This window comes from Terribacillus saccharophilus, from assembly GCF_002272075.1.
In the GTDB taxonomy this organism is placed as follows: Bacteria; Bacillota; Bacilli; order Bacillales; family Amphibacillaceae; genus Terribacillus; species Terribacillus saccharophilus_A.
In genome coordinates this window covers 1-21,123 of the sequence record NZ_NPBJ01000040.1, presented here as the reverse complement: position 1 = coordinate 21,123, position 21,123 = coordinate 1, and the positions used below count along the sequence as shown (strand labels likewise).

The following is a 21,123-nucleotide window of genomic DNA, read 5'->3' as shown; positions in this document are numbered from 1 at the left end:
ACAGTTTGAAGAGTGGGGGACGGATACATGATTTACTTTGATAACAGTGCAACAACGAAGCCGCACCCAGATGTGCTTATCAGTTACACGGAGGCGGCACAAACGTATTTTGCTAATCCTTCTTCTTTACATCGATTGGGTGGAAGTGCAGAACAGCTGTTGACTGCATGCCGGAAACAGGCGGCACAGCTTTTACATGTCGGGGAAAATGAGATTCTCTTCACATCCGGCGGAACAGAAGGGAATAATCTAGCAATAAAAGGAACGGCATTACAGAAAAAACGTTTCGGGAATCATATTATCACGACGACCGTAGAACATCCTTCTGTCTTGGAGACTTGTACGGAATTAGAGAACCAGGGCTTTAAGGTGACATATGTTGATGTGGATAAGTACGGATATGTAACGGCTGAAAAGATAAAAGCGGCCATAACAGATCAGACCATTCTCGTAAGTGTGATGCACGTGAATAACGAACTTGGTACCATCCAGCCAATTAAGACGATTGGTCAGATGCTGACCGAATTTCCTCATATTACGTTTCACGTCGACCATGTCCAAGGAGCCGGGAAAGTGGCACTCGATATCAAGAAGAGTAATATTCACCTTTGTACGCTTTCAGCTCATAAATTTCATGGAATGAAAGGCAGCGGTATTTTGTATAAAGCTGCTAATACACGTATAGTGGCACAGTTGTCCGGTGGAGGACAGGAACAGGCGCTTCGTTCCGGAACCGAAAATGTACCTGGAATAACAGCTATGGTCAAAGCGTTGCGTTTGGCAATGGAAGAGCTGCAGGTTCATCCTGCTAAGCTTTTTGAACTTAGGGAGAGACTTTGGGCAGGTCTTGGGAAAATGGATGATGTGGTACTTCATTCTCCGCCTGCTGGTGCTCCACATATTGTAAATTTTTCCGTACCAGGATTGAAGCCTGAGGTGTTGGTACATGCTCTTGGAGAAAAAGAAATTTATGTGTCGACCAAATCAGCGTGCTCTTCCAAAAACAGCGATGCAAGTGCCGTTCTGCTTGCTTGCGGGGTACCGGATACACAGGCAGAATCCGCTATCCGAGTGAGTTTTTCTTATGATAATACACAGCAAGAAGTAGACTACTTCCTGCAGATTCTGGAAAAGACATTAAAACATTTAAAGAAAGTGATGAGGTAAGCATATGCAGTATGATCATATATTGATACGTTATGGAGAAATGGCATTGAAAGGAAAGAATCGGAAGCATTTCACCAAACAATTGGAAAATAATGTGAAAGACCAAATCAGACCTTACCCGAAAGCGAAGATAGAGCGAACGCGTGACCGGATGTATATTCATCTTCACGGAGAGAAACATGAACCGATTGTAGAAGCGTGTCGGAACATTTTCGGTATCCATAGCTTCAGTCTGGCTATACGAACTGAAAATGAAGAACTGGCAATCAAACAAGCTGCATTGCAGCTATTGCTTTATAATCCAACTGGAACATCTTTCAAAATATCATGTCGCCGAACAAACAAGCAATTCCCGATTGACTCACAGGAGATGAACCAGCGCATTGGCGCTTATGTTCTTCAGAACAGTGAGGGCTATCCTGTTGATGTAAGAAAACCAGGTGTCGATATCATGGTAGAGATACGTGAGCGAGCAACATATGTTACAGGTCAAAAAATCAAGGGACCGGGCGGCTTGCCGGCAGGCAGTTCAGGTAAGACATTATTGATGCTTTCAGGCGGTATTGACAGTCCTGTAGCAGGTTACCTGGCAATGAAGCGCGGAGTGGAGATAGAAGCAATCCATTTTCATTCTCCTCCTTATACGAATGAACGTGCAAAACAGAAAGTTATCGATTTAGCGCAAACATTATCAAAATTCGGTGCTAAAGTGAAAATTCACGTTGTTCCATTTACAGATTTACAGGTAAAGGTGCATCAAGAGATACCTTTTGGCTATAGCATGACAGTCATGCGTCGGATGATGCTGCGTATCAGTGAACGAATTGCAGAAAAACACGGCATCATGTCACTTACTTCCGGAGAAAGCCTTGGCCAGGTTGCAAGTCAGACGATGGAAAGTATGTTTGCAATTAACGAAGTGACGAACTATCCAGTACTGCGCCCGTTGATAACGATGGACAAGTCTGACATCATCGATATTGCAAAACAAATCGACACGTATGAAATTTCAACTCGTCCATATGATGACTGCTGTACAGTATTTGTACCGGAAGCGCCTAAAACAAAGCCTCGCCGTGAAAAGGTCCACTTGTATGAAGGGACAATCGACTTTTCAGCTGAATTCGAACGAGCTATCGAAGGCACAGAAATTATCACTGCATTGCCAGATGAAAACACTGCGCCATTTGCTGATTTATTGTAAGAACTTCCCAACTAAATAATCTGTATGTTACTCTCCTTGTCGGCGCATCCTACTTGTACAAGGAGGTGACACACAATGGCTAACAACAACTCAAGCAACCAGCTAGTAGTACCTCAAGCGCAACAAGCTCTAGATCAAATGAAATATGAGATCGCACAAGAATTCGGTGTACAGCTTGGCGGAAACGAAACTTCTCGTGCCAACGGATCTGTTGGAGGAGAAATCACTAAACGTCTTGTACGCACAGCACAAGAGCAATTAAGCAGATAATTTCATAAGTATGGCATAAAGGGGCAGCATTCGCTGCTCCTTTTCTGTGTAAAAACAAAATGAAATGCTTATCCTATTGCTGAAGGGAGCTGGAGAATATGTGGATAGTCATTAGTTTTGGGCTTGCAGTACTGCTGTTGGTAGCAGTTGCTCTTGTTGCTAGAGTGACAGTACATATTTGTTATGATCAAAAAAAATGGAATATCCGGATTAGGGTTTTCGGCATCTGCGTGCATAAGCGGCAATTCAAACAGCAATCATCCATTGAACACACGTCTGCCGATGATATAAAACAGCAGCTATCCAATCTCTTCACGGACCTGCAGAGGATGTGGAACTCCTTTCCCTATCTGCTGCAGATTACAAAAAGTGCAGAGATGCAGCAATTTCGCTGGCATACAACAATTGGAATGTCCGATGCAGCAGCAGTAGGTACCATGGTTGGTTTGGTGTGGACTATAAAAGGAATAGCCAATCAAATAATCCGGTCGAATTTCCAGATCAGACAGCCCTTTGACATCCAGGTACAGCCGGTTTTTCAAACTTCCTTCTTTGATACAAGCTTTCAATGCATAGTGTCTATTCGTACTGGGAAAGCTATGCAGGCTATTATATCCAATGCCAGAGGAAGATAGGAGGAGCAGTATGGCAGATCATCCAATTCAAGGCTTAATGAAGACCGCAATGGAAAACCTAAAGGAAATGATTGATGTTAATACAATAATCGGCGATCCAGTGGAAACACCTGATGGCAGCATCATTTTGACTGTGTCCCGGGTTGGTTTCGGATTTGCTGCTGGAGGAAGTGAGTTTGATGCAGCTTCCCAAGGTAAGAGTGATCAGAAAGAGCTGCCTTTTGGAGGGGGAAGCGGTGGCGGCGTGTCCATCACACCGATAGCCTTTCTCATCGTAGGCCATAAAGGTGTCAAAATGATTCACCTGGATGAACAGACACATTTGTATGAAAAGCTTATTGAAGCAGCACCAGCGGCGGTAGAAAAAATCCAAGAGATACTCAAGCAAAATCCGAAGCAGAAAAAGCAGCAAAAATCACAAAGATCTGATGATGAGACTATATATTGACTAAAAGGCCGCCTGTTGGTGGTTTTTTTGTTTATAATCCGACATTATTCCGCTATAATTTAAAGATACTGAGCTTGAAACGGGAAAGCGCAAAGAGAGAAGGTTATACTTGAAACAGAAGATAAATCTGCGGACGCAGATGACTGCACTGGTGTTCATTGTCGTAATCTTGGCTGTAACGACGACATTTGTCATGATTGGGATTGAGACGAGTAATAATATTAAATCCCAAGAACGGGACCGAGTGCTGCAAACTGCCAAGCTGATAGCTGTTGACCCGGTAGTCATGCAGGCGACGGATGAGCAGGATTCCGCTACACTGCAGAAGTTTACTACCCAAGCAATGGGGATTACGGATGCAGATTTCGTTGTGGTAATGAACATGGACAGCGTTCGGCTGAGCCATCCGGATACAGCTGAGATCGGAAAACGATTTGCCGGCGGAGATGAAACTCCAGCGATTCAAGGGAAAGAATTTGTATCCAAGGCAAAGGGGACACTGGGATTAAGTTTGCGGGCATTTGCCCCGGTCTATAATGAACAAGGAGATCAAGTCGGAGTTGTTGCGGTCGGAATAACGATGAATGAGTTGAATGAAATCATTCGAAGCAATCGATTGCCATTATATTTGGCTACGGTACTTAGTTTAGTAATTGGTTTAATTGGAGCCGTCCTGCTGGCACGTAAAATAAAACAGATTATGCACGGGATGGAACCGGATGAAATTGCTGCACTTTTAAGTGAGCGAATTGCAATGCTGGAATCGATCAAAGACGGGATGTTAGCTGTTGACACGAATGGGAAAATTCAGATGGTCAATACAGAAGGAAAAAGATTGCTGGAAGAGATGGGGATCAAAGGAGAGCTGAAGAACCGTCATGTCGATGATGTGCTCCCAGTTACTAAACTTCATCAAGTTATAGCATGGAATAAACCGTTGATTGGCCGTCAAGTGGAGCATAATGGATTGACACTCGTCATGAATGAAATCCCTATTCAGATCAAAGGAAAAACCGAAGGAGCAATTGCAACATTTCTTGACCGAACGGAATATAACCATCTAAACGAAAAGCTGACAGATACAATGCTGTACGCGGACGCTCTTAGGGCGCAAACACATGATTTCATGAACAAGCTGCATGTGATTCTTGGTCTGTTGGAATTGGAGGATTACGATCAGCTGGAACGCTATGTGAAAAATGTTGCCGGTAAAGAGAGATCTGCTACGATTGCGATGATTCACCATCTTAAGAATCCAATCCTTGCCGGTTTTCTGCTCGGGAAGAAAAGCTATATGGCGGAAAATGGTGTTCAGCTGGAAGTGGATTGCAGAGATACAATACCGAATACATCTGAAAAAATGAATCAGATGCTAATTACCATATTAGGTAATTTAATGAACAATGCAGTGGATGCTGTTGATCAGCAGCCAGAAAAGCGTGTCCAGCTATCCATGAAGTATAACGATGGACAGCTCTTCTTAGAGCTGACGGACACGGGAAAAGGGATCAGTAAAGAACAGCAGGAGAAAATTTTCACACAAGGTTATTCCACAAAAGGAAACGACCGTGGCTTTGGCCTTTATCAAGTGGAAGACTATGTGCACAAGCTGGGTGGCTATCTTGTCCTTACAAGTGAGCCGGGTGAAGGAACTACCTTCAGCGTCCAGCTGCCGTATGATATACAGGAGGATGTAACAAATGATTAAAGTACTGATCGTGGAAGACGACCCGATGGTTAGCGAATTGAATAAGCGCTATGTTAAACAAATGAGTGGATTTGCAGCTGTCGGAGCTGCTCAGAATTATAAGGAAGCCCTTGAATTCATTCAGCAAAATGAAGTCGACCTTCTTCTTTTGGATGTATATATGAAAGGTAAGAACGGAATAGAATTGCTTAAAGAAATTCGCAAACGCGACCAGAAAGTGGACGCTATCATCATTTCTGCGGCAAGTGAAAAACCGATGATTCGGGAAGCACTCCAATACGGAGCTGTCGATTACTTGATTAAACCTTTCGAATTTGACCGATTCCAGAACGCTTTAAGCGGCTATCGGAAGCGTCAGCTTATCTTCAGCAATAAAGAAGAGATGACGCAGCAGGAATTAGACAGCCAGCTCTTGCAGCTGCCTGAGCAGGAGCAAATGATGCAGCTGCCAAAAGGTCTTACAAGAAGTACTCTAAAGGTTGTATGGAACAGTATTCTTACTTTCCGTTACAATTTCTTCACAACAGAGGATATTGCGAAAGAAACCGAAATGTCGCAAGTATCTGTACGAAAATACCTGAAGTTCCTAGAGGATGTGCAGCTGCTCGAAGTGGAAATGCATTATGGCAGTATCGGGCGTCCGGTCTTCAAATATCGCGTTAACGCAAATACTTCCCATCACATCAGCCAATATATCTGACAAAAAAAGAAGCCCTTTTTATAGGCTTCTTTTTTAATTTTGAATAGTAATGATGACCTTACCGTAGGCGTGGTGCTGATCGAGGTAGGTGAAGGCCTCTTTAAACTCTTGGAATGGATATACTCGATCTATTAAAGGACGGATTTTATCTGCTTCTATTAAATTTGTCAGCTCTACCAAGTCATCAGTATTATGTTTTTTTAAGAAGTTGCCTAACTTTTTGCCGCTTCCCAACGTGAAGATAGGACCAAGCAGCATCGCTTCGAACATTTGGGAAGCAGATCCGCCGACCATCACATACACGCCATTCTCAGTCAGTAATTTCTTGTAAGTAGCAAGATGCTGATAACCGTTAATGGCCAGAATTGCGTCGAAGGAACCATAATACTTGGTTAAATCGATTTTTCCATAATCTAATACATAATCAGCACCTAATAACTTCATATTCTCCATATGTTTCTTACTGCAAACAGCGGTGACGGTCGCTCCGAAAGCTTTGGCAACTTGGACAGCGAAAGTTCCAACACCCCCTGATGATCCATAAATCATGATGCGTTGTCCGGGCTGTACACGAACTGCGTCACGTAATGCTTGTAATGCAGTTAAAGAAGCTAAAGGAACGGCCGAGGCTTGAAGGTGAGAAAGGTTGGTCGGTTTCAAGGCAAGTGCCTTTTCTGGAACAGCAACATATTCAGCCAATGAGCCGAATCCATAATTGGACAAATCAGCATAAACTTCATCGCCTGGTTTGAAGTGTTTTACTTGTTTTCCGGCAGCTTTCACAACACCTGAAATATCGCTTCCGGTTATTATATGCTTTGGTTTGAAAACCCCGTAAGCAAAACGAGCGAGAAAGGGTTTGCCTTTCAGCAGAACTAAATTAGCTTGGTTAAGGGAGGCGGCATGTACTTTAATAAGCAGCTCATCGCCTTTTGGCACAGGATCAGGCACTTCTTCCGCTTTGAGTACAGAAGGGGAACCATAACTCCGTGTCGTTATTGCCTTCATAATAAGCACACTCCTTTCTGACTGTTTATCGCGCTATTATATTCCAGTAATATTGCATACATGCTAGAAACCATGGTCAGAAAAGGTATGAATACACTATAGATTTATAAGACATCCTAAGTAAAATCGGACGTCGTTTTTTAATTACAAAAGTTATCTTACGTTTAGTTTAGTTAAAAAATAACACAGGTAATTTTGGTTAAATTAGAATAGTCGTATCTACTTAGGGGGTGCATTCTTATGGAAATGAAATCGCATACAAGCGATCAACAATCCAACAACCAAAAGCCATCAGGCTTTAACAAAATTATGGAATGGAAAGTCGGTGTTATGCCGCTTCCGGTGTATATCGTATTAGCAATCATTGTTCTTATTGCTGCATACACTAACCAATTACCTACTGACATGATTGGCGGCTTTGCAGTCATCATGGTACTAGGTGTGCTGCTAGGGGACATCGGTCAGCGCATACCTTACTTCAACAGCATCGGGGGACCAGCAATTCTATCCTTGTTTGTTCCGTCCATGCTTGTGTTCTTTGACACATTGAGTTCATCAACTTTGGAAGCTGTCGATCAGCTGATGACGTCAGACGGATCCAACTTCCTTTACTTCTACATCGCATGTTTGGTGGTAGGTAGTATTCTTGGTATGAACCGGACAGTCCTTATCCAAGGCTTCATCCGTATGTTCATCCCATTGGTAACTGGTACGATTGCTGCGGTAACAGTTGGTACTTTAGTTGGTATGCTGTTTGGTTACAGCATGCATCACACTTTCTTCTATATTGTTGTACCAATTATCGCTGGTGGTATCGGTGAAGGTATCCTTCCATTGTCTGCTGGTTATGCAGGTGTTCTTGGCGGAGATGCTTCAACTTATATCTCTCAATTGGTTCCAGCTGCTATCATCGGTAACGTTTGTGCCATCATCATCGCTGGACTAATGAAAAAACTTGGTGAAAAACGTCCAGAGCTTGCAGGACATGATAAACTAGTTCGCTCCAACAAGGGCGATAAAGTATTGGAAGCTGCAAAAGAAAGCTCAACTAAAGCAATTGATTTCAGTTTGATGGGAGCAGGTCTCCTTGTGGCAATGAGTTTATTCGTTCTTGGACGAGTTGTCGAGCATTGGATCCACGTTGTAGCTGGCTTCACATTGTCCGGCGCAATCATAATGATCATTGCGGCAACAATCATTAAGTCTGGTAACCTGCTTCCTGCTAAGCTTCAAACTGGTGCGCAGCAGCTGTACAAATTCGTTTCTACTGCATTCACATGGCCACTAATGGTCGGTTTGGGTATTGTTTTCATCCCACTTGAGGATGTAGCAAGTGTATTTACCATCGGCTTTGCAGTAACTTGTGCGTCTGTTGTTATCGCAATGGCTACTACTGGCTACTTTGTAGGTAAATTGATGAATATGTATCCTGTTGAAGCTTGTATCGTTACAGCTTGCCACAGTGGTCTTGGCGGTACAGGGGACGTTGCTATCCTTTCTGCTTCCGGCCGTATGGCGTTGATGCCTTTCGCGCAGATATCCACTCGTCTTGGTGGTGCTGCTACTGTTATCGGTGCAACAGCATTAATGCATTTCTTCGGATAAAAAGCAAAGCTCAGCTTCGGCTGGGCTTTTTGCTTGCAGCAGAGCCTGCTCTCGCTTCTGTCCGCTGCTTTTGATACAATAAGGCAGATGCAGTGAAATGGAGGAAATGATACGTGGAACAACAGAATGTAGAAAAGGTTTACCAAGCACTTGACCAAATGGCCGAGGCATTGGAAACACGTGAAAACATACCTTATCTTGATGCACTTGGTGCAGCAATGGAATATATATTGGATCGCGATACAGAAATAACAGAACAGCCATTATTAAAACAGCAGCTGGAGAAGCATGCGGCTGTATTTGACGATCAGAGCTACCAAAAAGAAGAGATTCGAAAAGGTATTCAGTTGTCTATCCTGAAAGGTATGAAAGGTGCTACGCAGCAGCAGCACATGCTGACGCCTGACACTGTTGCAATGCTTATTGGATACTTAACAAATAAGTTAATTGGAAAAAATGAAGATTTTCGTATTTTCGACCCAGCTGTTGGTACAGGGAATCTGCTTACAGCAGTTTTGAATCAAGTTGAGCGGGAAGGACATGCTTACGGCAGTGATGTGGATCCGACTTTGATTCAGCTTGCTGTCATGAATGCCAATATGCAGGAAAGACAAATTGAATTTTTCCATCAAGACAGCCTGCGCCCGTTTCTTTTGGAACCGGTTGATCTTGTCGTGAGTGATTTGCCAGTCGGTTATTATCCTGATGATATCCAAGCAGCACAATTCGAATTAAAGGCAGAAGAAGGTCATTCTTATTCGCATCATCTGTTCATTGAACAAAGTCTGCATTATACAAAAGAAGGCGGTTACCTGCTTTTTGTCGTGCCAAACTTCCTGTTTGAAAGCGATCAAGCTCGCTCACTGCATACATTCCTGCAGCAGCATGCGCATATTTTAGGATTACTACAATTTCCGGAGAGCATGTTTAAAAATGAATCTCAGGCGAAAAGTGTTTTGATTCTGCAGAAAAAGGGGACGCTAACTACAGCACCGAAGCAAGCGTTGCTTGTACAGCTTCCGTCCTTTAAGAACCCAAATGCGATGGCAAATGTTTTGAAACAGATTAATGATTGGTTCGATAATGAGCTATCTGGTTTAAAAAACTAAAAAAATTAACGAAAACTAAAACAAGTCCTCGACATATCTTGCAATGAGCTTGTCGAGACAGGTAAAATAGGGAAGTACGTAAAAGTTTACAAGGGGCTGAACATGTTGAGTAATATTTTAGCAATCAACGCTGGTAGTTCTTCATTAAAATTCCAGCTAATCCACATGCCTGAGGAAGACGTAAAGGCAGTGGGTCTCGTAGAACGTATCGGACTGAATGATTCCATCTTCACTATCAAATTCAATGGTGAAAAAGATGAAACAACTAAAGATATTGAAAATCATGAAGAAGCAGTAAAAATGTTGCTTGAGAAGCTGACTTCCACTGGCGTTATTTCTTCTTTGGACGAAATCGACGGCGTTGGACACCGTGTTGTACACGGCGGAGAGAAATTCAGTGATTCTGTTCTTATCACAGACCAAGTGATGGAAGAGATTGCGGAAGTATCCGAGCTTGCACCATTACACAACCCAGCAAACTTAACAGGAATCCGTGCATTCAAGGAAATTCTGCCGAACATTCCGGCGGTCGCTGTTTTCGATACAGCTTTCCATCAGACAATGCCGCCTGAGTCTTATCTATACAGTCTTCCATATGATTATTATGAAAAATATGGAATCCGTAAATATGGTTTCCACGGAACAAGCCATAAGTACGTTTCCCAGCGTGCTGCTGAATTGATGGACCGTCCAGTTGAACAGCTTCGCTTGATCTCCTGCCACCTAGGTAACGGAGCAAGTATTGCTGCTATTGAAGGCGGAAAATCAGTTGATACATCCATGGGCTTCACACCGCTTGCTGGTGTAACAATGGGTACGCGTTCTGGTAACATCGACCCTGCACTTATTCCATTCATCATGCGTAAAACAGGCAAGACTGCTGATGAAGTTCTGCATGTATTGAACAAAGAAAGCGGAATGCTAGCGCTATCTGGTTTTTCCAGTGACTTGCGTGACATCGAAAGCAAATCTGAAGCAGGCGATGAGCGTGCAGAGCTTGCGCTTGATGTCTTTGCAGAAAGAATCCACAAATACCTTGGATCTTACGCTGCGCGCATGAGCGGAGTAGATGCAATCATCTTCACTGCTGGTGTTGGTGAAAATAGTACGACTGTCCGTGAGCGTGTCCTTAAAGGACTTGAATTCATGGGTGTCTATTATGATCCATCCTTGAATAATGTACGCGGTAAAGAACAATTCCTGACTTACCCACACTCTCCAGTGAAGGTTATTGTTATCCCGACAAACGAAGAAGTTATGATTGCAAGAGACACAGTTCGTCTTGCGGAAACTGTAACAAAATAATTTAGCAGAAAAGCTAGTCCCGAACCTAATGGGACTAGCTTTTTTTGCATTTTCAAGGGTGGAAACAATGGTATACTTGGGACGAAAGCAAGTCTTGTTACATACGAAATGGAGGCAAGCAGAATGAAGATTGGTGTACCGAAGGAAATAAAGAATAACGAAAACCGTGTTGCTATGGCACCGTCTGGTGTAACACTTTTGCATGAAGCAGGACATGATGTGTTCATTGAGACGGGAGCTGGCTTTGGCTCGGGCTTTACAGATGAACAATATGAACAAGCTGGTGCAGTTATCGTACCAACCGCAGCGGATGCCTGGAGTAAAGAAATGGTTATGAAAGTCAAGGAGCCGCTTCCGGAAGAATACAATTATTTCTATGAAGGTCTCATTCTTTTCACATATCTGCACCTTGCGGCGGAAGGTTCTTTGACGAATGCCTTGATTGAGAAGAAGGTTGTTGGTATCGCTTATGAAACAGTCCAGCTGGAAGATCGATCCCTTCCGCTTCTTACACCGATGAGTGAAGTCGCAGGTCGCATGGCATCCCAAATAGGTGCACAATTCCTGGAAAAACCCTACGGCGGCAGCGGTATTTTAATGTCTGGTATACCAGGTGTGAAGCGTGGTAAAGTCACGATTATCGGCGGCGGTGTTGTTGGAACGAATGCAGCAAAGATTGCGGTTGGTCTTGGTGCTGACGTAACGATAGTCGACTTGAGTCCGCAGCGTCTGCGGGAGCTCGATGATTTGTTTGGCAACTCGATCAATACGGTTGTCTCCAACCCGCTTAACATAGCGGAAGCTGTAAAAGAATCCGATCTGGTTATTGGAGCTGTTCTCATACCTGGGGCCAAAGCGCCCAAGCTGGTAACAGAAGAGATGATCGCAAGTATGAAGCCCGGATCTGTTGTCGTTGATGTTGCAATTGACCAGGGTGGTATTTTTGCAACATCCGATAAAATTACGACACATGATAACCCGACGTATACAAAGCATGATGTATTGCATTATGCAGTTGCCAATATGCCAGGTGCGGTTCCGCGTACTTCCACAATCGGGCTGACAAATGTGACTGTTCCTTATGCACTGCAGCTTGCTAATAAAGGATATCAGCAAGCTTGTCTGAACAATCCATCCTTGGCAAAGGGAATAAACACATTGGATGGCTTTGTAACGTATCAAGCAGTAGCGGAAGCACATGATTTGACGTTTGAAGCAGCTGACAATCTGCTGAAGAGATAAAAAACGAGCATCTGCCGAAAAGCAGATGCTCGTTTTATTTTAACCGATGATTTGTAAATCGCGTGGATAAACAGTAAGAACGTCAGGGCCATTCTTTGTAAGGAAAATATCATCCTCAATACGAACGCCGCCGACACCAGGCAAATAAATACCAGGCTCAATTGTGTAGCACATGCCATCCTGTAATGCTTTTGTATTGTTGCTGGACAATGACGGGAATTCATGTACGCCGATTCCTAAACCGTGTCCGACACGGTGCGTGAAGTACTCACCATAGCCAGCTTGTTCGATATGGCCGCGGGCCGCTCTATCGATTTCAGAAATAGCAGTTCCTACTTGTGATGCGGCTGTTGCTTTCTCGAGGGCGATTCGCACTGTATCATGAATATGCTGCTGATCAGCTGTTACATGCTTATAAGCAACCGTCCGGGTAATATCTGAGCAGTAGCCTTCAAAGATGACTCCCAAATCAAATAAGACAAGATCTCCTGCTGCAATCTGTTTACCATCCGGAGTTCCGTGCGGAGAAGCAGTCTTCGCACCGGACAAAACGGTTGTCGCAAATGACATGCTCTGTACACCTTCTTGCTTCAGTGCATATTCTAGCTCCGCTACAATTTGTAGTTCACTCTTTCCAGCTGCAATTGCCTCGATGCCTTTCTTGACACCAAAATCAGCAAGTGCTGCTGCTTGTTTCAACAAAGTGTATTCTTTTTTGTCTTTGATGTTTCGTTGGTTCTGCAGAAGTTCCGTCGCACTCGTCAACGCTGTGTCTGACAGAATATGCTGCAGCATCTCCAAACGAAGTACTGACATATGGTCCTTTTCGATTCCCATGGAAGCTGGAATACGGCCTCGTTCTTTTAGGTAATCCTTGAAAAGCTGCCAGACATCTTCATGGTCGTGGTATGTAAGCATTTCTTCCTTCCAGCCGGCTTGTAGGGCGTCTTCTTTTTCCATTGCCGGCAAAATGAGCAGTGGTGCATCTTTTTGATCTGCGAATACAGCTACGAGTCGCTCATGCGGATCTGTGTAATAATTGCTCACATAATACACGTTCTCCATGGAGGTGATGAACACGCTGTCTGCTTGATCACCTTTTAACTGTTGTAATAATGTATCGATTCTGTGTTGCATAGTAAATCCTCCTTTTCCCCTAGTATAGCAAAAAACGTATTGCGTTTCTTCCGTATACAACTGTGGTAAACTAAATGCGAAAAAATGAAAAGGGGTTGTAAACTTGAAAATCTCATTCCACGGACAAGCTGTTGTACAGATTGTGACAGAAAAGCATACGATATTAATCGACCCGTTCATCACTGGAAATGCTACATGTGATTTAAATGCAGACGATGTGCAGCCAGATGTGATTCTGATGACACACGGACACAATGACCATGTCGGAGACACTATTTCAATCGCTAAACGCACTGGTGCACTTGTTGTAGCGCCGAACGAATTGGCAGTTTACTTGGAAGGCAAAGGATTGAACACACATCCAATGGGTATCGGCGGTGCGCATGAATTCGAATTTGGCCGTGTAAAACTGACGCAGGCGTTTCACAGCAGTGCTATAACGGATGAAGATGGTACCCACTATATGGGAATGCCGACTGGTATTCTATTCACGGCTGAAGGCAAGACAATCTACCACGCGGGCGATACAGGTTTATTCTCGGATATGAAACTTATCGGAGATATGAACACTATCGATGTTGCTTTGCTCCCAATCGGTGATAATTTCACAATGGGTCCTGAAGATGCACTGATTGCTGCTGAGTGGGTGAAAGCTAAACAGGTTATTCCGATTCATTACAACACATTCCCGTTGATTGAGCAGGATGGCGCGGCATTTGCAGAAAAAGTGAAACCTGGTCAAGGTGTCCACCTGGAGCCCGGCCAATCTATTACAATCTAAAGAAAACAGCATCCTGTCACAGGGTGCTGTTTTTATCTGTTATAGTAAATGAATTGATTTTATAGATTAATATTTCGGGCTATGCAGCAATTTTTCTTCTGAAATTGAAACCTCTGTCTAAAAACTGTACAATAACAATAGATAAAAAAAGACTAGTACAGATGAGGGCATGGTGAAGGAATGTCGACAAAACATGATCAGATCATTAAATATATTGAGAACCTTCCGGTTGGCGGGAAGATATCCGTACGTGCTATCGCCAAGGAATTGAATGTAAGTGAAGGAACGGCATACCGAGCTATCAAGGAGGCGGAGAATAAAGGGCTGGTCAGCACGATTGAGCGTGTCGGGACTGTGAGGATCGAAACAAAAATTAAGGATAATTTTGATCGCTTATCTTTCGCTGAAATCATCGGTATTGTGGATGGTCAAGTGCTCGGAGGCCGCGACGGCTTGCATAAGACGCTTAATAAATTTGTTATCGGAGCGATGGAACTTGATGCTATGATGCGCTATACCCAAAAGGATGCTTTGCTCATCGTCGGTAACCGTATTGAAGCGCATGAACTGGCAATCAAGGAAGGGGCTGCCGTGCTCATAACTGGAGGTTTCGACACGGATGACCGTATCAAGCGTCTGGCAGATGAAAAGGAGCTTCCGGTCATCTCCACGAGCTATGATACGTTTACGGTAGCGGAATTGATCAACCGGGCGATCTATGATCAGATGATCAAGAAAGAGATAATCGTTGTAGAGGATATTTTTACACCATTGCAGCAAACATACCATCTGCAGGAAACAGATACGCTCGAAAAATGGTATATGTTCAATGCGGAAACTACTCATACACGTTATCCAGTAACTAATGCGGCACAGAAGGTAACTGGAATGGTCACCTCGAAGGATATCATCAACAAGGACAGGCAGCTGTCTGTTGTAAAAGCGATGACGAAGAATCCGCTTACCGTTCAAAAGCATACAACCCTTGCATATGCTGCTCATATGATGGTTTGGGAAGGTATCGAGATTATTCCAGTTGTCGATCAGCAGCATAAATTGCAAGGATTGATTTCCAGACAGGATGTTTTAAAAGCGCTTCAACAAATCCAGCTGCAGCCGCAAATTGGCGAAACAATCGAAGACCTGGTAACAAGAGAGATCGATTTGCTGGAAGATGAGACGCCGGACGTCGTTTTTCAAGGGAAAGTGACACCGCAGATGACGAATCAGCTTGGCAGTCTCTCTACCGGAGTTCTGACAACGTTTGTCACGGAAGCAAGCCGACGTTTCGTTCGCAAAATGAAGAAGGGGGATATGGTGGTCGATAACATATCCGTCTATTTCCTGCGTCCCATCCAGCTGGACAGTACAATCCTGATCAAGCCGCGTATTCTGGAGGTTGGGCGGAAGTTGGCGAAAATGGACGTGGAAGTGTATAGTAACAAGAAAACATTAGTTGCAAAAGCGTTGCTTATGGCACAGCTATTGGATCGCTGAGGCACATACATAGAGGGGGATACGATGCACGATAAAATCCTGGAAAGAATCAAGGTATATGAAACAATCATCATTCAGCGCCATGTTCGACCTGATCCGGATGCCTATGGATCACAGGTCGGACTAAGTGAAATTATCAAAGCGTCATTCCCGGATAAGCAGGTGTGGGTTGTAGGTGACGCTGATCCATCGCTAACATTCCTCGCAGAGATGGATACGATAGCTGACAGCGTATTTGAACAGGCGCTTGTCATTATTTGTGATGCTGCTAATCAGCCACGTATATCTGACCCGCGGTATAAGTTGGCCAAAGAAATAATTAAAATTGACCATCATCCTGAAGTTGATCGATATGGCGACATACAGTGGGTTGTTCCAACAGCCAGTTCTACAAGTGAAATGATTTACGAATTGTATGCAGCGCATCCAGAGCTACAGCTGACGACTCGGGGCGCGATGTTGTTATATGCTGGTATTGTTGGTGACACGGGACGTTTTCTTTTCCCGTCAACAAGTGAGAAAACATTCCACTTTGCAGGTGAATTGATAAAGTATCCATTCGATCGGACGATGCTTTATGAAAAATTATATGCGTCAAGGCTTGATGTCGCCAGACTTCAGGGATATATACTGCAGCAACTCAAGCTGCACGAGACCGGTGTTTGTGCAATCCGGATTACGAAGGATATTCTTGCATCCTACGGAGTGACTTCTTTGGAGACGAGTCAGCTTGTCGGAACAATTGCCAGTATTGAAGGTGTCAAAGCATGGCTCTTTTTCGTCGAAGAGGAAGAACAGATTCGAGTGCGAATCCGTTCGAAAGGTCCTGTAATTAATGGACTAGCCGGGAAATTCAATGGTGGCGGCCATGCGTTTGCGTCTGGTGCTACAGTGTACAGTTGGGATGAAGCTACCAGACTTGAACAGGAATTACAAGATATATGTCGTCAGTTTGAATCAAATTAAATGTCTGTCTCCACTCTCACTGTCAAGTAGAGGATCTCGGAAATGATCAGCTGCTTGACGGTGACTTTGTAACGAAATCCATCCAGCTCATAGACTTTATTTTCAATTGCCCCGAGCAATAGCGGGCTGCTTTGCACAGCTCCATTGACACTGCGGCCGATCATATGGCGTGCTTCCTCCTTTATCGCTTCCTTCAGTTCATGCTCGATCAATTTGTCTAGCTCCAGGCTGTCATCAGTTTCGATAGCTATCGTGATTTCATCAATAAGAAGACCTTCCTGCTGCAGTTCATTCATTTCTTCATTGTTGTCCTTCAATACTTCGATATCCCGTTCCAAGTCGTGAATAGTACCTTCCATTTCTACTTTTTCCTTCACCCATTCCTCAAATAGCGTTCCATACATGAACAGATAAACAAAATAGGAAATGATGCCGCCAAGGAAAAATCCAACCAAAAAGCGTTGCCAGCCAGTCTGCTTATAAATCGGCGGTATATGCATCAGGAGACATCCTCCTGGATGAACCAGCCGATGATCAAGAGTGCAGTTTTTACTCCTCCCATCGCAGCGATGATGATAAGAATTTGTTTAATGACATCAAATGTTGCCCCTTGATAGATGCCTTTTTCAAAATTAGTAATAGCATCGAAAGTTCCGCCGATTGCCGCAATGATGGCCCAAATCCGAATACCGCTGGAGATACGCTTGATGGCGGTCAGTGGCGGTTCACCAGTAGCAAAAGCACCGATACTGCCGATGAAACAGCCCCCGATCATAACGCCGAGTGCGATGAAATAACAATGCATCATTGAGATGATAACTCGTTCTTCCATGCTGAAACTCCTTTACATAGTCTTTTTCTACCCTATGGCAGCAGGGGACAAGTTATGTTAGTCATTTCATTGTCTGCGACATTTCGTATATAATGGAGAGAGTGTAAAAAAGGGCGGTAATGATGTATGGAGTTCTCGCATCTGCAAATCAGAAGCAGCTATAGCTTCTATCAGAGTACAATTAAAATTCCTCAACTAGTGAAGAAAGCCAAGGAAGCAGGTTTTGAAGCCTTGGCGCTGACGGATGACGTGGTAATGTACGGTGTTGTGCCGTTTTATCAGGCTTGTTTAGAGGCAGGTATAAAGCCGATTATCGGAATCCATGTACCGATCGAGGCGGAAGGGCAAATGACGAAAGTTCTCATGCTTGCGGAAAATGATACTGGGTATCAGCAGCTAGCAGAATTAAGTACATACCTGCAAACGAATGAAACAAATTATTTGCCAATTTCATCATTGGAAGCATATGCGAAGGGAGTCATTGCAATAATTCCGACGCACACATTGATTCAGCTTCAAATCAATCCATGGCGATCCATATTTGGTGATCGGCTGTATGCTGGTATCAGTCCGGAAGAAGTGCGTTATCTGGATGACCAGACCTTGACCAATTGGCAGCAGCAGTACAATCTCCGATTTGCGGCAACAGGAGATGTGCGCTATGTGCAGGAAGATGATATCGATGCATATCATTGTCTGCTTGCAATAGAAGAAAGAGCAACCTGGGAGCCGGTTGCGCACGATACGCAGCCGACGCATCATTTACGTACAGGAGCAGAAATGGAAGGTCTTTCCGATAGTGTCTTGTGGCGGGGAGCACTGGCTGAGGCTGGTTCCATCGCAGAGCGCTGTACGATTCAGCTGCAACTTGGCGGTCGACATTTACCTGCATATCCAGTTCCTCAAGAAGAACAAGCTGATACATATTTAAGTCAAATATGCAGTGAACGGCTACAGGAGCTGTATGGAGGTAGAAAGGATGCACAGGAACGGCTGACCTATGAGCTAAATGTAATCAAGGAAATGGGCTTTAGTGATTATTTTCTAATTGTTTGGGATTTCGTACGTTATGCAAAGGAACACGGCATCCGTGTCGGTCCTGGACGCGGATCGGCCGCTGGCTCGCTCGTTGCCTATGTGCTAGGCATTACAGCGGTGGATCCGTTAGCTTATGGTCTTTTGTTTGAACGTTTCCTTAATCCGGAACGGATATCGATGCCAGATATTGATATTGACTTCTCTGACTACCGCAGGGATGAGGTCATCCGCTATGTACGAAATAAATATGGTGCAGATCATGTAGCGCAAATCATTACGTTTGGTACCTTTGCTGCTCGCTCCCTTTTGCGAGAGCTGGTCAAGACGATGGAAATACCGCAATCGGATGCTGCCTATCTTCTTAAGATGATTCCGAATAACGCAGCATCTTTGTCTGCTGGTTTAAAGGCTTCCGAAGAACTCACTACCTATGTCAAAGAATCAGAGCAGCTGAAGCGCTTATTCCGAATTGGTGTCAAGCTGGAGGGATTGCCGCGTCATGCATCAACGCATGCAGCTGGTATCGTCATTAGTGCTGATCCGCTCGTGAAAACCGTTCCGCTCGCTTCGGGGCACGATGAGGTAGCGTTGACTCAGTTTGCCATGAAGGAACTGGAACAGCTAGGTTTGTTGAAAATGGATTTCCTTGGATTACGCAACCTGACCTTGATGGATCATGTTCTAAACAGTTTGCCGAAACAACCGGATATAGAATCTCTTCCGCTGGATGATGAAGCTACTTTCCGTTTATTCCGGGAGGGACGCACGAACGGTGTGTTCCAATTTGAATCAAGCGGTATGAAGCAAGTGCTGCGGCAGTTGAAGCCATCATCATTTGAAGATATTGTCGCTGTTAATGCATTGTATCGACCAGGTCCGATGAGTTATATTCCGGTCTTCGTTCGTCGTAAACACGGGGAGGAGGCGGTTAGCTATCCACATGCTAAGCTGGCCCCGATTCTGGAGAAGACGTATGGTGTGCTTGTCTACCAAGAACAAATCATGCAGATAGCAGCCTCTATGGCTGGCTACAAGCTAGGGGAAGCCGATTTATTGCGCCGAGCAGTTAGTAAAAAAGATGCTAGCGTACTTGAGAAAGAAGAGAGCCGCTTCTTAACTGGCTGTATAGAAAATGGGTACAGCCCCGATACTGCCAAGGAAGTATTTTCCTGGATCGTGAAATTCGCTAACTACGGATTCAACCGCAGTCATGCAGTCGCATACAGCTACTTAGCGTATCAGCTGGCATACTTAAAAGCGCATTTTCCTGCAAACTTTTTTGCTGAATTGATGAGCGGAGTTGCGAATCAGCCAGATAAAATCCGGCAGTATATCCGCGAGGCAGCTGATAGCGGGATTGAAATCCTGGCTCCTTCCATCAATAAAAGTTTCGGCAAGTATACAGTAGAAAACAGGAATATAAGAATAGGGTTGCTGACCATCAAAGGTATTGGTGCCCAAGTGGTCAGACAGATTATTGATGCGCGGAAAGATGGACCATTCAAGCATCTTTTTGATTTCTGTGTTCGAGTCTCCATTAGTAAATCTGCATTGGAGCAGCTCATTTTAGCCGGGGCTTTCGATAATATCCATAATAACCGAGCCGCAGTATTGGCTACGATAGATAAAGCAATGGAGCAGGCGGAATTGTTCAGGGAATTGTATGATCAGCCATCGCTGCTGGGAGAAGTCGAATTCGAAGCTACATATGAGAAGCAGGAGCCATTTTCATCGATGGCCATCTTGAAGTACGAAAAAGAAGTGCTTGGATTGTATATTTCCAGTCATCCACTCGCAAGCTATCGGGGTGATCTCCGCAGCAGTGGTTATATTGCAGTTCAGCAGATCGAGGCACTACCGCCTAAAAAGCAGGTGCGCTTGGCTGCTGTTGTTCTACAGCAGCGGACGATCCGGACGAAAAAAGGCCAGCCTATGGCATTCCTGACAATCGGTGATGAGACTGGTGAAGTCGAAGCCGTCGTATTTCCAGATTTACATCGGCAAATCGGTCGATTTCTGGAAGAGGAGACACTGCTCGACCTTGTTGGTAAGATCGAGGAAAGGAATGGGGAAAGACAGCTTATCCTGCAAGATGGCCAACTCTTCCAGGAAGATAAGCTCGAGCCTAGTAAAGAACGTTTATTCATCCGCTATGATACTATCGCTGAAGAAGAAGTTCTCGACATTGTCCGCGAATGTGCCGCACAGTATCCTGGAAATGTACCTGTCATTGTTGTACACAAGGAGACACGGAAAAGCTATCAGCTGTCCGGTTCGTATCACCTCGAGCTAAGCCAGAAAAGTCTGGGTATTTTAAGAAAACATTTTGGGAAAGAAAACGTTGCCGTGTCGGGGCAGTGACGATTCAACTTTCTTTACACCATGGTGACATATGCCTATAATGTATAGTCGTCTGTACCGACCGTCATGATATAAAATACACAAAGGATGATAAAATATGTCCAACTTAA

19 protein-coding genes are annotated in these 21,123 nt (G+C 44.2%); 15 read left to right on the top strand and 4 right to left on the bottom strand.

All coding sequences use genetic code 11. From position 1 onward, the window contains the following. Positions 1-27: 27 nt before the first annotated feature. From CHH48_RS17525 to CHH48_RS17495, 7 genes are all read left to right on the top strand, one after another. Positions 28-1,167 (top strand): cysteine desulfurase family protein, encoded by a 1,140-nt coding sequence (locus tag CHH48_RS17525; RefSeq protein WP_095220610.1) that lies wholly within the window; start codon positions 28-30, stop codon positions 1,165-1,167. A gap of 4 nt (positions 1,168-1,171) precedes the next feature. Next, on the top strand, positions 1,172-2,371 hold the full coding sequence (thiI, locus tag CHH48_RS17520; protein ID WP_095220611.1) for a tRNA uracil 4-sulfurtransferase ThiI: 1,200 nt from the start codon (positions 1,172-1,174) through the stop codon (positions 2,369-2,371). Between the two features lie 75 nt (positions 2,372-2,446). Next, positions 2,447-2,641: an alpha/beta-type small acid-soluble spore protein gene (locus tag CHH48_RS17515; RefSeq protein WP_095217236.1), complete on the top strand. Its 195-nt coding sequence runs from the start codon at positions 2,447-2,449 to the stop codon at positions 2,639-2,641. Positions 2,642-2,739: 98 nt separating this feature from the next. Beyond that, positions 2,740-3,276: a DUF2953 domain-containing protein gene (locus tag CHH48_RS17510; protein ID WP_095220612.1), complete on the top strand. Its 537-nt coding sequence runs from the start codon at positions 2,740-2,742 to the stop codon at positions 3,274-3,276. Positions 3,277-3,286: 10 nt separating this feature from the next. Beyond that, the gene (gene ytfJ / locus CHH48_RS17505) at positions 3,287-3,724 is read left to right on the top strand and encodes a GerW family sporulation protein (RefSeq protein WP_095220613.1); all 438 of its coding nucleotides are present in this window, start codon (positions 3,287-3,289) and stop codon (positions 3,722-3,724) included. Between the two features lie 109 nt (positions 3,725-3,833). Continuing rightward, positions 3,834-5,432, top strand: coding sequence for a DcuS/MalK family sensor histidine kinase (gene dcuS / locus CHH48_RS17500; protein ID WP_095220614.1), 1,599 nt, complete (start codon positions 3,834-3,836; stop codon positions 5,430-5,432). Further along, positions 5,425-6,132, top strand: coding sequence for a response regulator (locus CHH48_RS17495; protein ID WP_038562230.1), 708 nt, complete (start codon positions 5,425-5,427; stop codon positions 6,130-6,132). The genes dcuS and CHH48_RS17495 overlap by 8 nt, the downstream gene beginning before the upstream one ends. Positions 6,133-6,165: 33 nt before the next feature. On the opposite strand, the gene CHH48_RS17490 is transcribed toward CHH48_RS17495, so the two are convergent. Next, on the bottom strand, positions 6,166-7,140 hold the full coding sequence (locus tag CHH48_RS17490) for an NAD(P)-dependent alcohol dehydrogenase (RefSeq protein ID WP_095220615.1): 975 nt from the start codon (positions 7,138-7,140) through the stop codon (positions 6,166-6,168). Between the two features lie 240 nt (positions 7,141-7,380). Here CHH48_RS17490 and CHH48_RS17485 point away from each other — a divergent pair, with 240 nt between their 5' ends. The 4 genes from CHH48_RS17485 (at position 7,381) to ald (ending at position 12,401) form a co-directional block, all read left to right on the top strand. Continuing rightward, complete coding sequence (locus CHH48_RS17485) at positions 7,381-8,745, top strand: 2-hydroxycarboxylate transporter family protein (RefSeq protein ID WP_095220616.1); 1,365 nt, start codon at positions 7,381-7,383, stop codon at positions 8,743-8,745. Between the two features lie 113 nt (positions 8,746-8,858). Beyond that, positions 8,859-9,854, top strand: a complete 996-nt coding sequence (locus CHH48_RS17480; RefSeq protein WP_095220617.1) for a class I SAM-dependent methyltransferase — start codon at positions 8,859-8,861, stop codon at positions 9,852-9,854. 105 nt (positions 9,855-9,959) lie between these two features. Then, the gene (locus tag CHH48_RS17475; protein ID WP_095220628.1) at positions 9,960-11,159 is read left to right on the top strand and encodes an acetate kinase; all 1,200 of its coding nucleotides are present in this window, start codon (positions 9,960-9,962) and stop codon (positions 11,157-11,159) included. A 123-nt stretch (positions 11,160-11,282) separates the two neighbouring features. Beyond that, entirely contained in the window at positions 11,283-12,401 is a 1,119-nt protein-coding gene (gene ald, locus CHH48_RS17470; protein ID WP_095220618.1) for an alanine dehydrogenase, read from the top strand. A 39-nt stretch (positions 12,402-12,440) separates the two neighbouring features. Here ald and CHH48_RS17465 read toward each other — a convergent pair whose 3' ends face one another. Beyond that, entirely contained in the window at positions 12,441-13,538 is a 1,098-nt protein-coding gene (locus CHH48_RS17465) for a M24 family metallopeptidase (RefSeq protein ID WP_095220619.1), read from the bottom strand. Between the two features lie 103 nt (positions 13,539-13,641). Between CHH48_RS17465 and CHH48_RS17460 the strand changes: the two genes are divergently transcribed. From CHH48_RS17460 to CHH48_RS17450, 3 genes are all read left to right on the top strand, one after another. Then, a complete protein-coding gene (locus CHH48_RS17460; protein ID WP_095220620.1) occupies positions 13,642-14,319 on the top strand; it encodes a metal-dependent hydrolase in 678 nt (225 codons plus the stop codon). 180 nt (positions 14,320-14,499) lie between these two features. After that, on the top strand, positions 14,500-15,816 hold the full coding sequence (locus CHH48_RS17455; protein WP_095220621.1) for a DRTGG domain-containing protein: 1,317 nt from the start codon (positions 14,500-14,502) through the stop codon (positions 15,814-15,816). 24 nt (positions 15,817-15,840) lie between these two features. Beyond that, complete coding sequence (locus CHH48_RS17450) at positions 15,841-16,782, top strand: DHH family phosphoesterase (RefSeq protein WP_095220622.1); 942 nt, start codon at positions 15,841-15,843, stop codon at positions 16,780-16,782. Here the strand turns inward: CHH48_RS17450 and ytrI are convergent. Both ytrI and CHH48_RS17440 read right to left on the bottom strand, forming a co-directional pair. Next, the gene (gene ytrI / locus CHH48_RS17445; RefSeq protein WP_095220623.1) at positions 16,779-17,282 is read right to left on the bottom strand and encodes a sporulation membrane protein YtrI; all 504 of its coding nucleotides are present in this window, start codon (positions 17,280-17,282) and stop codon (positions 16,779-16,781) included. The two genes, CHH48_RS17450 and ytrI, sit on opposite strands and share 4 nt — an antisense overlap. Continuing rightward, on the bottom strand, positions 17,282-17,614 hold the full coding sequence (locus tag CHH48_RS17440; protein ID WP_038562204.1) for a YtrH family sporulation protein: 333 nt from the start codon (positions 17,612-17,614) through the stop codon (positions 17,282-17,284). The genes ytrI and CHH48_RS17440 overlap by 1 nt, the downstream gene beginning before the upstream one ends. A gap of 126 nt (positions 17,615-17,740) precedes the next feature. Between CHH48_RS17440 and dnaE the strand changes: the two genes are divergently transcribed. Then, a complete protein-coding gene (dnaE, locus tag CHH48_RS17435; protein WP_095220624.1) occupies positions 17,741-21,013 on the top strand; it encodes a DNA polymerase III subunit alpha in 3,273 nt (1,090 codons plus the stop codon). Positions 21,014-21,123 lie beyond the last annotated feature (110 nt).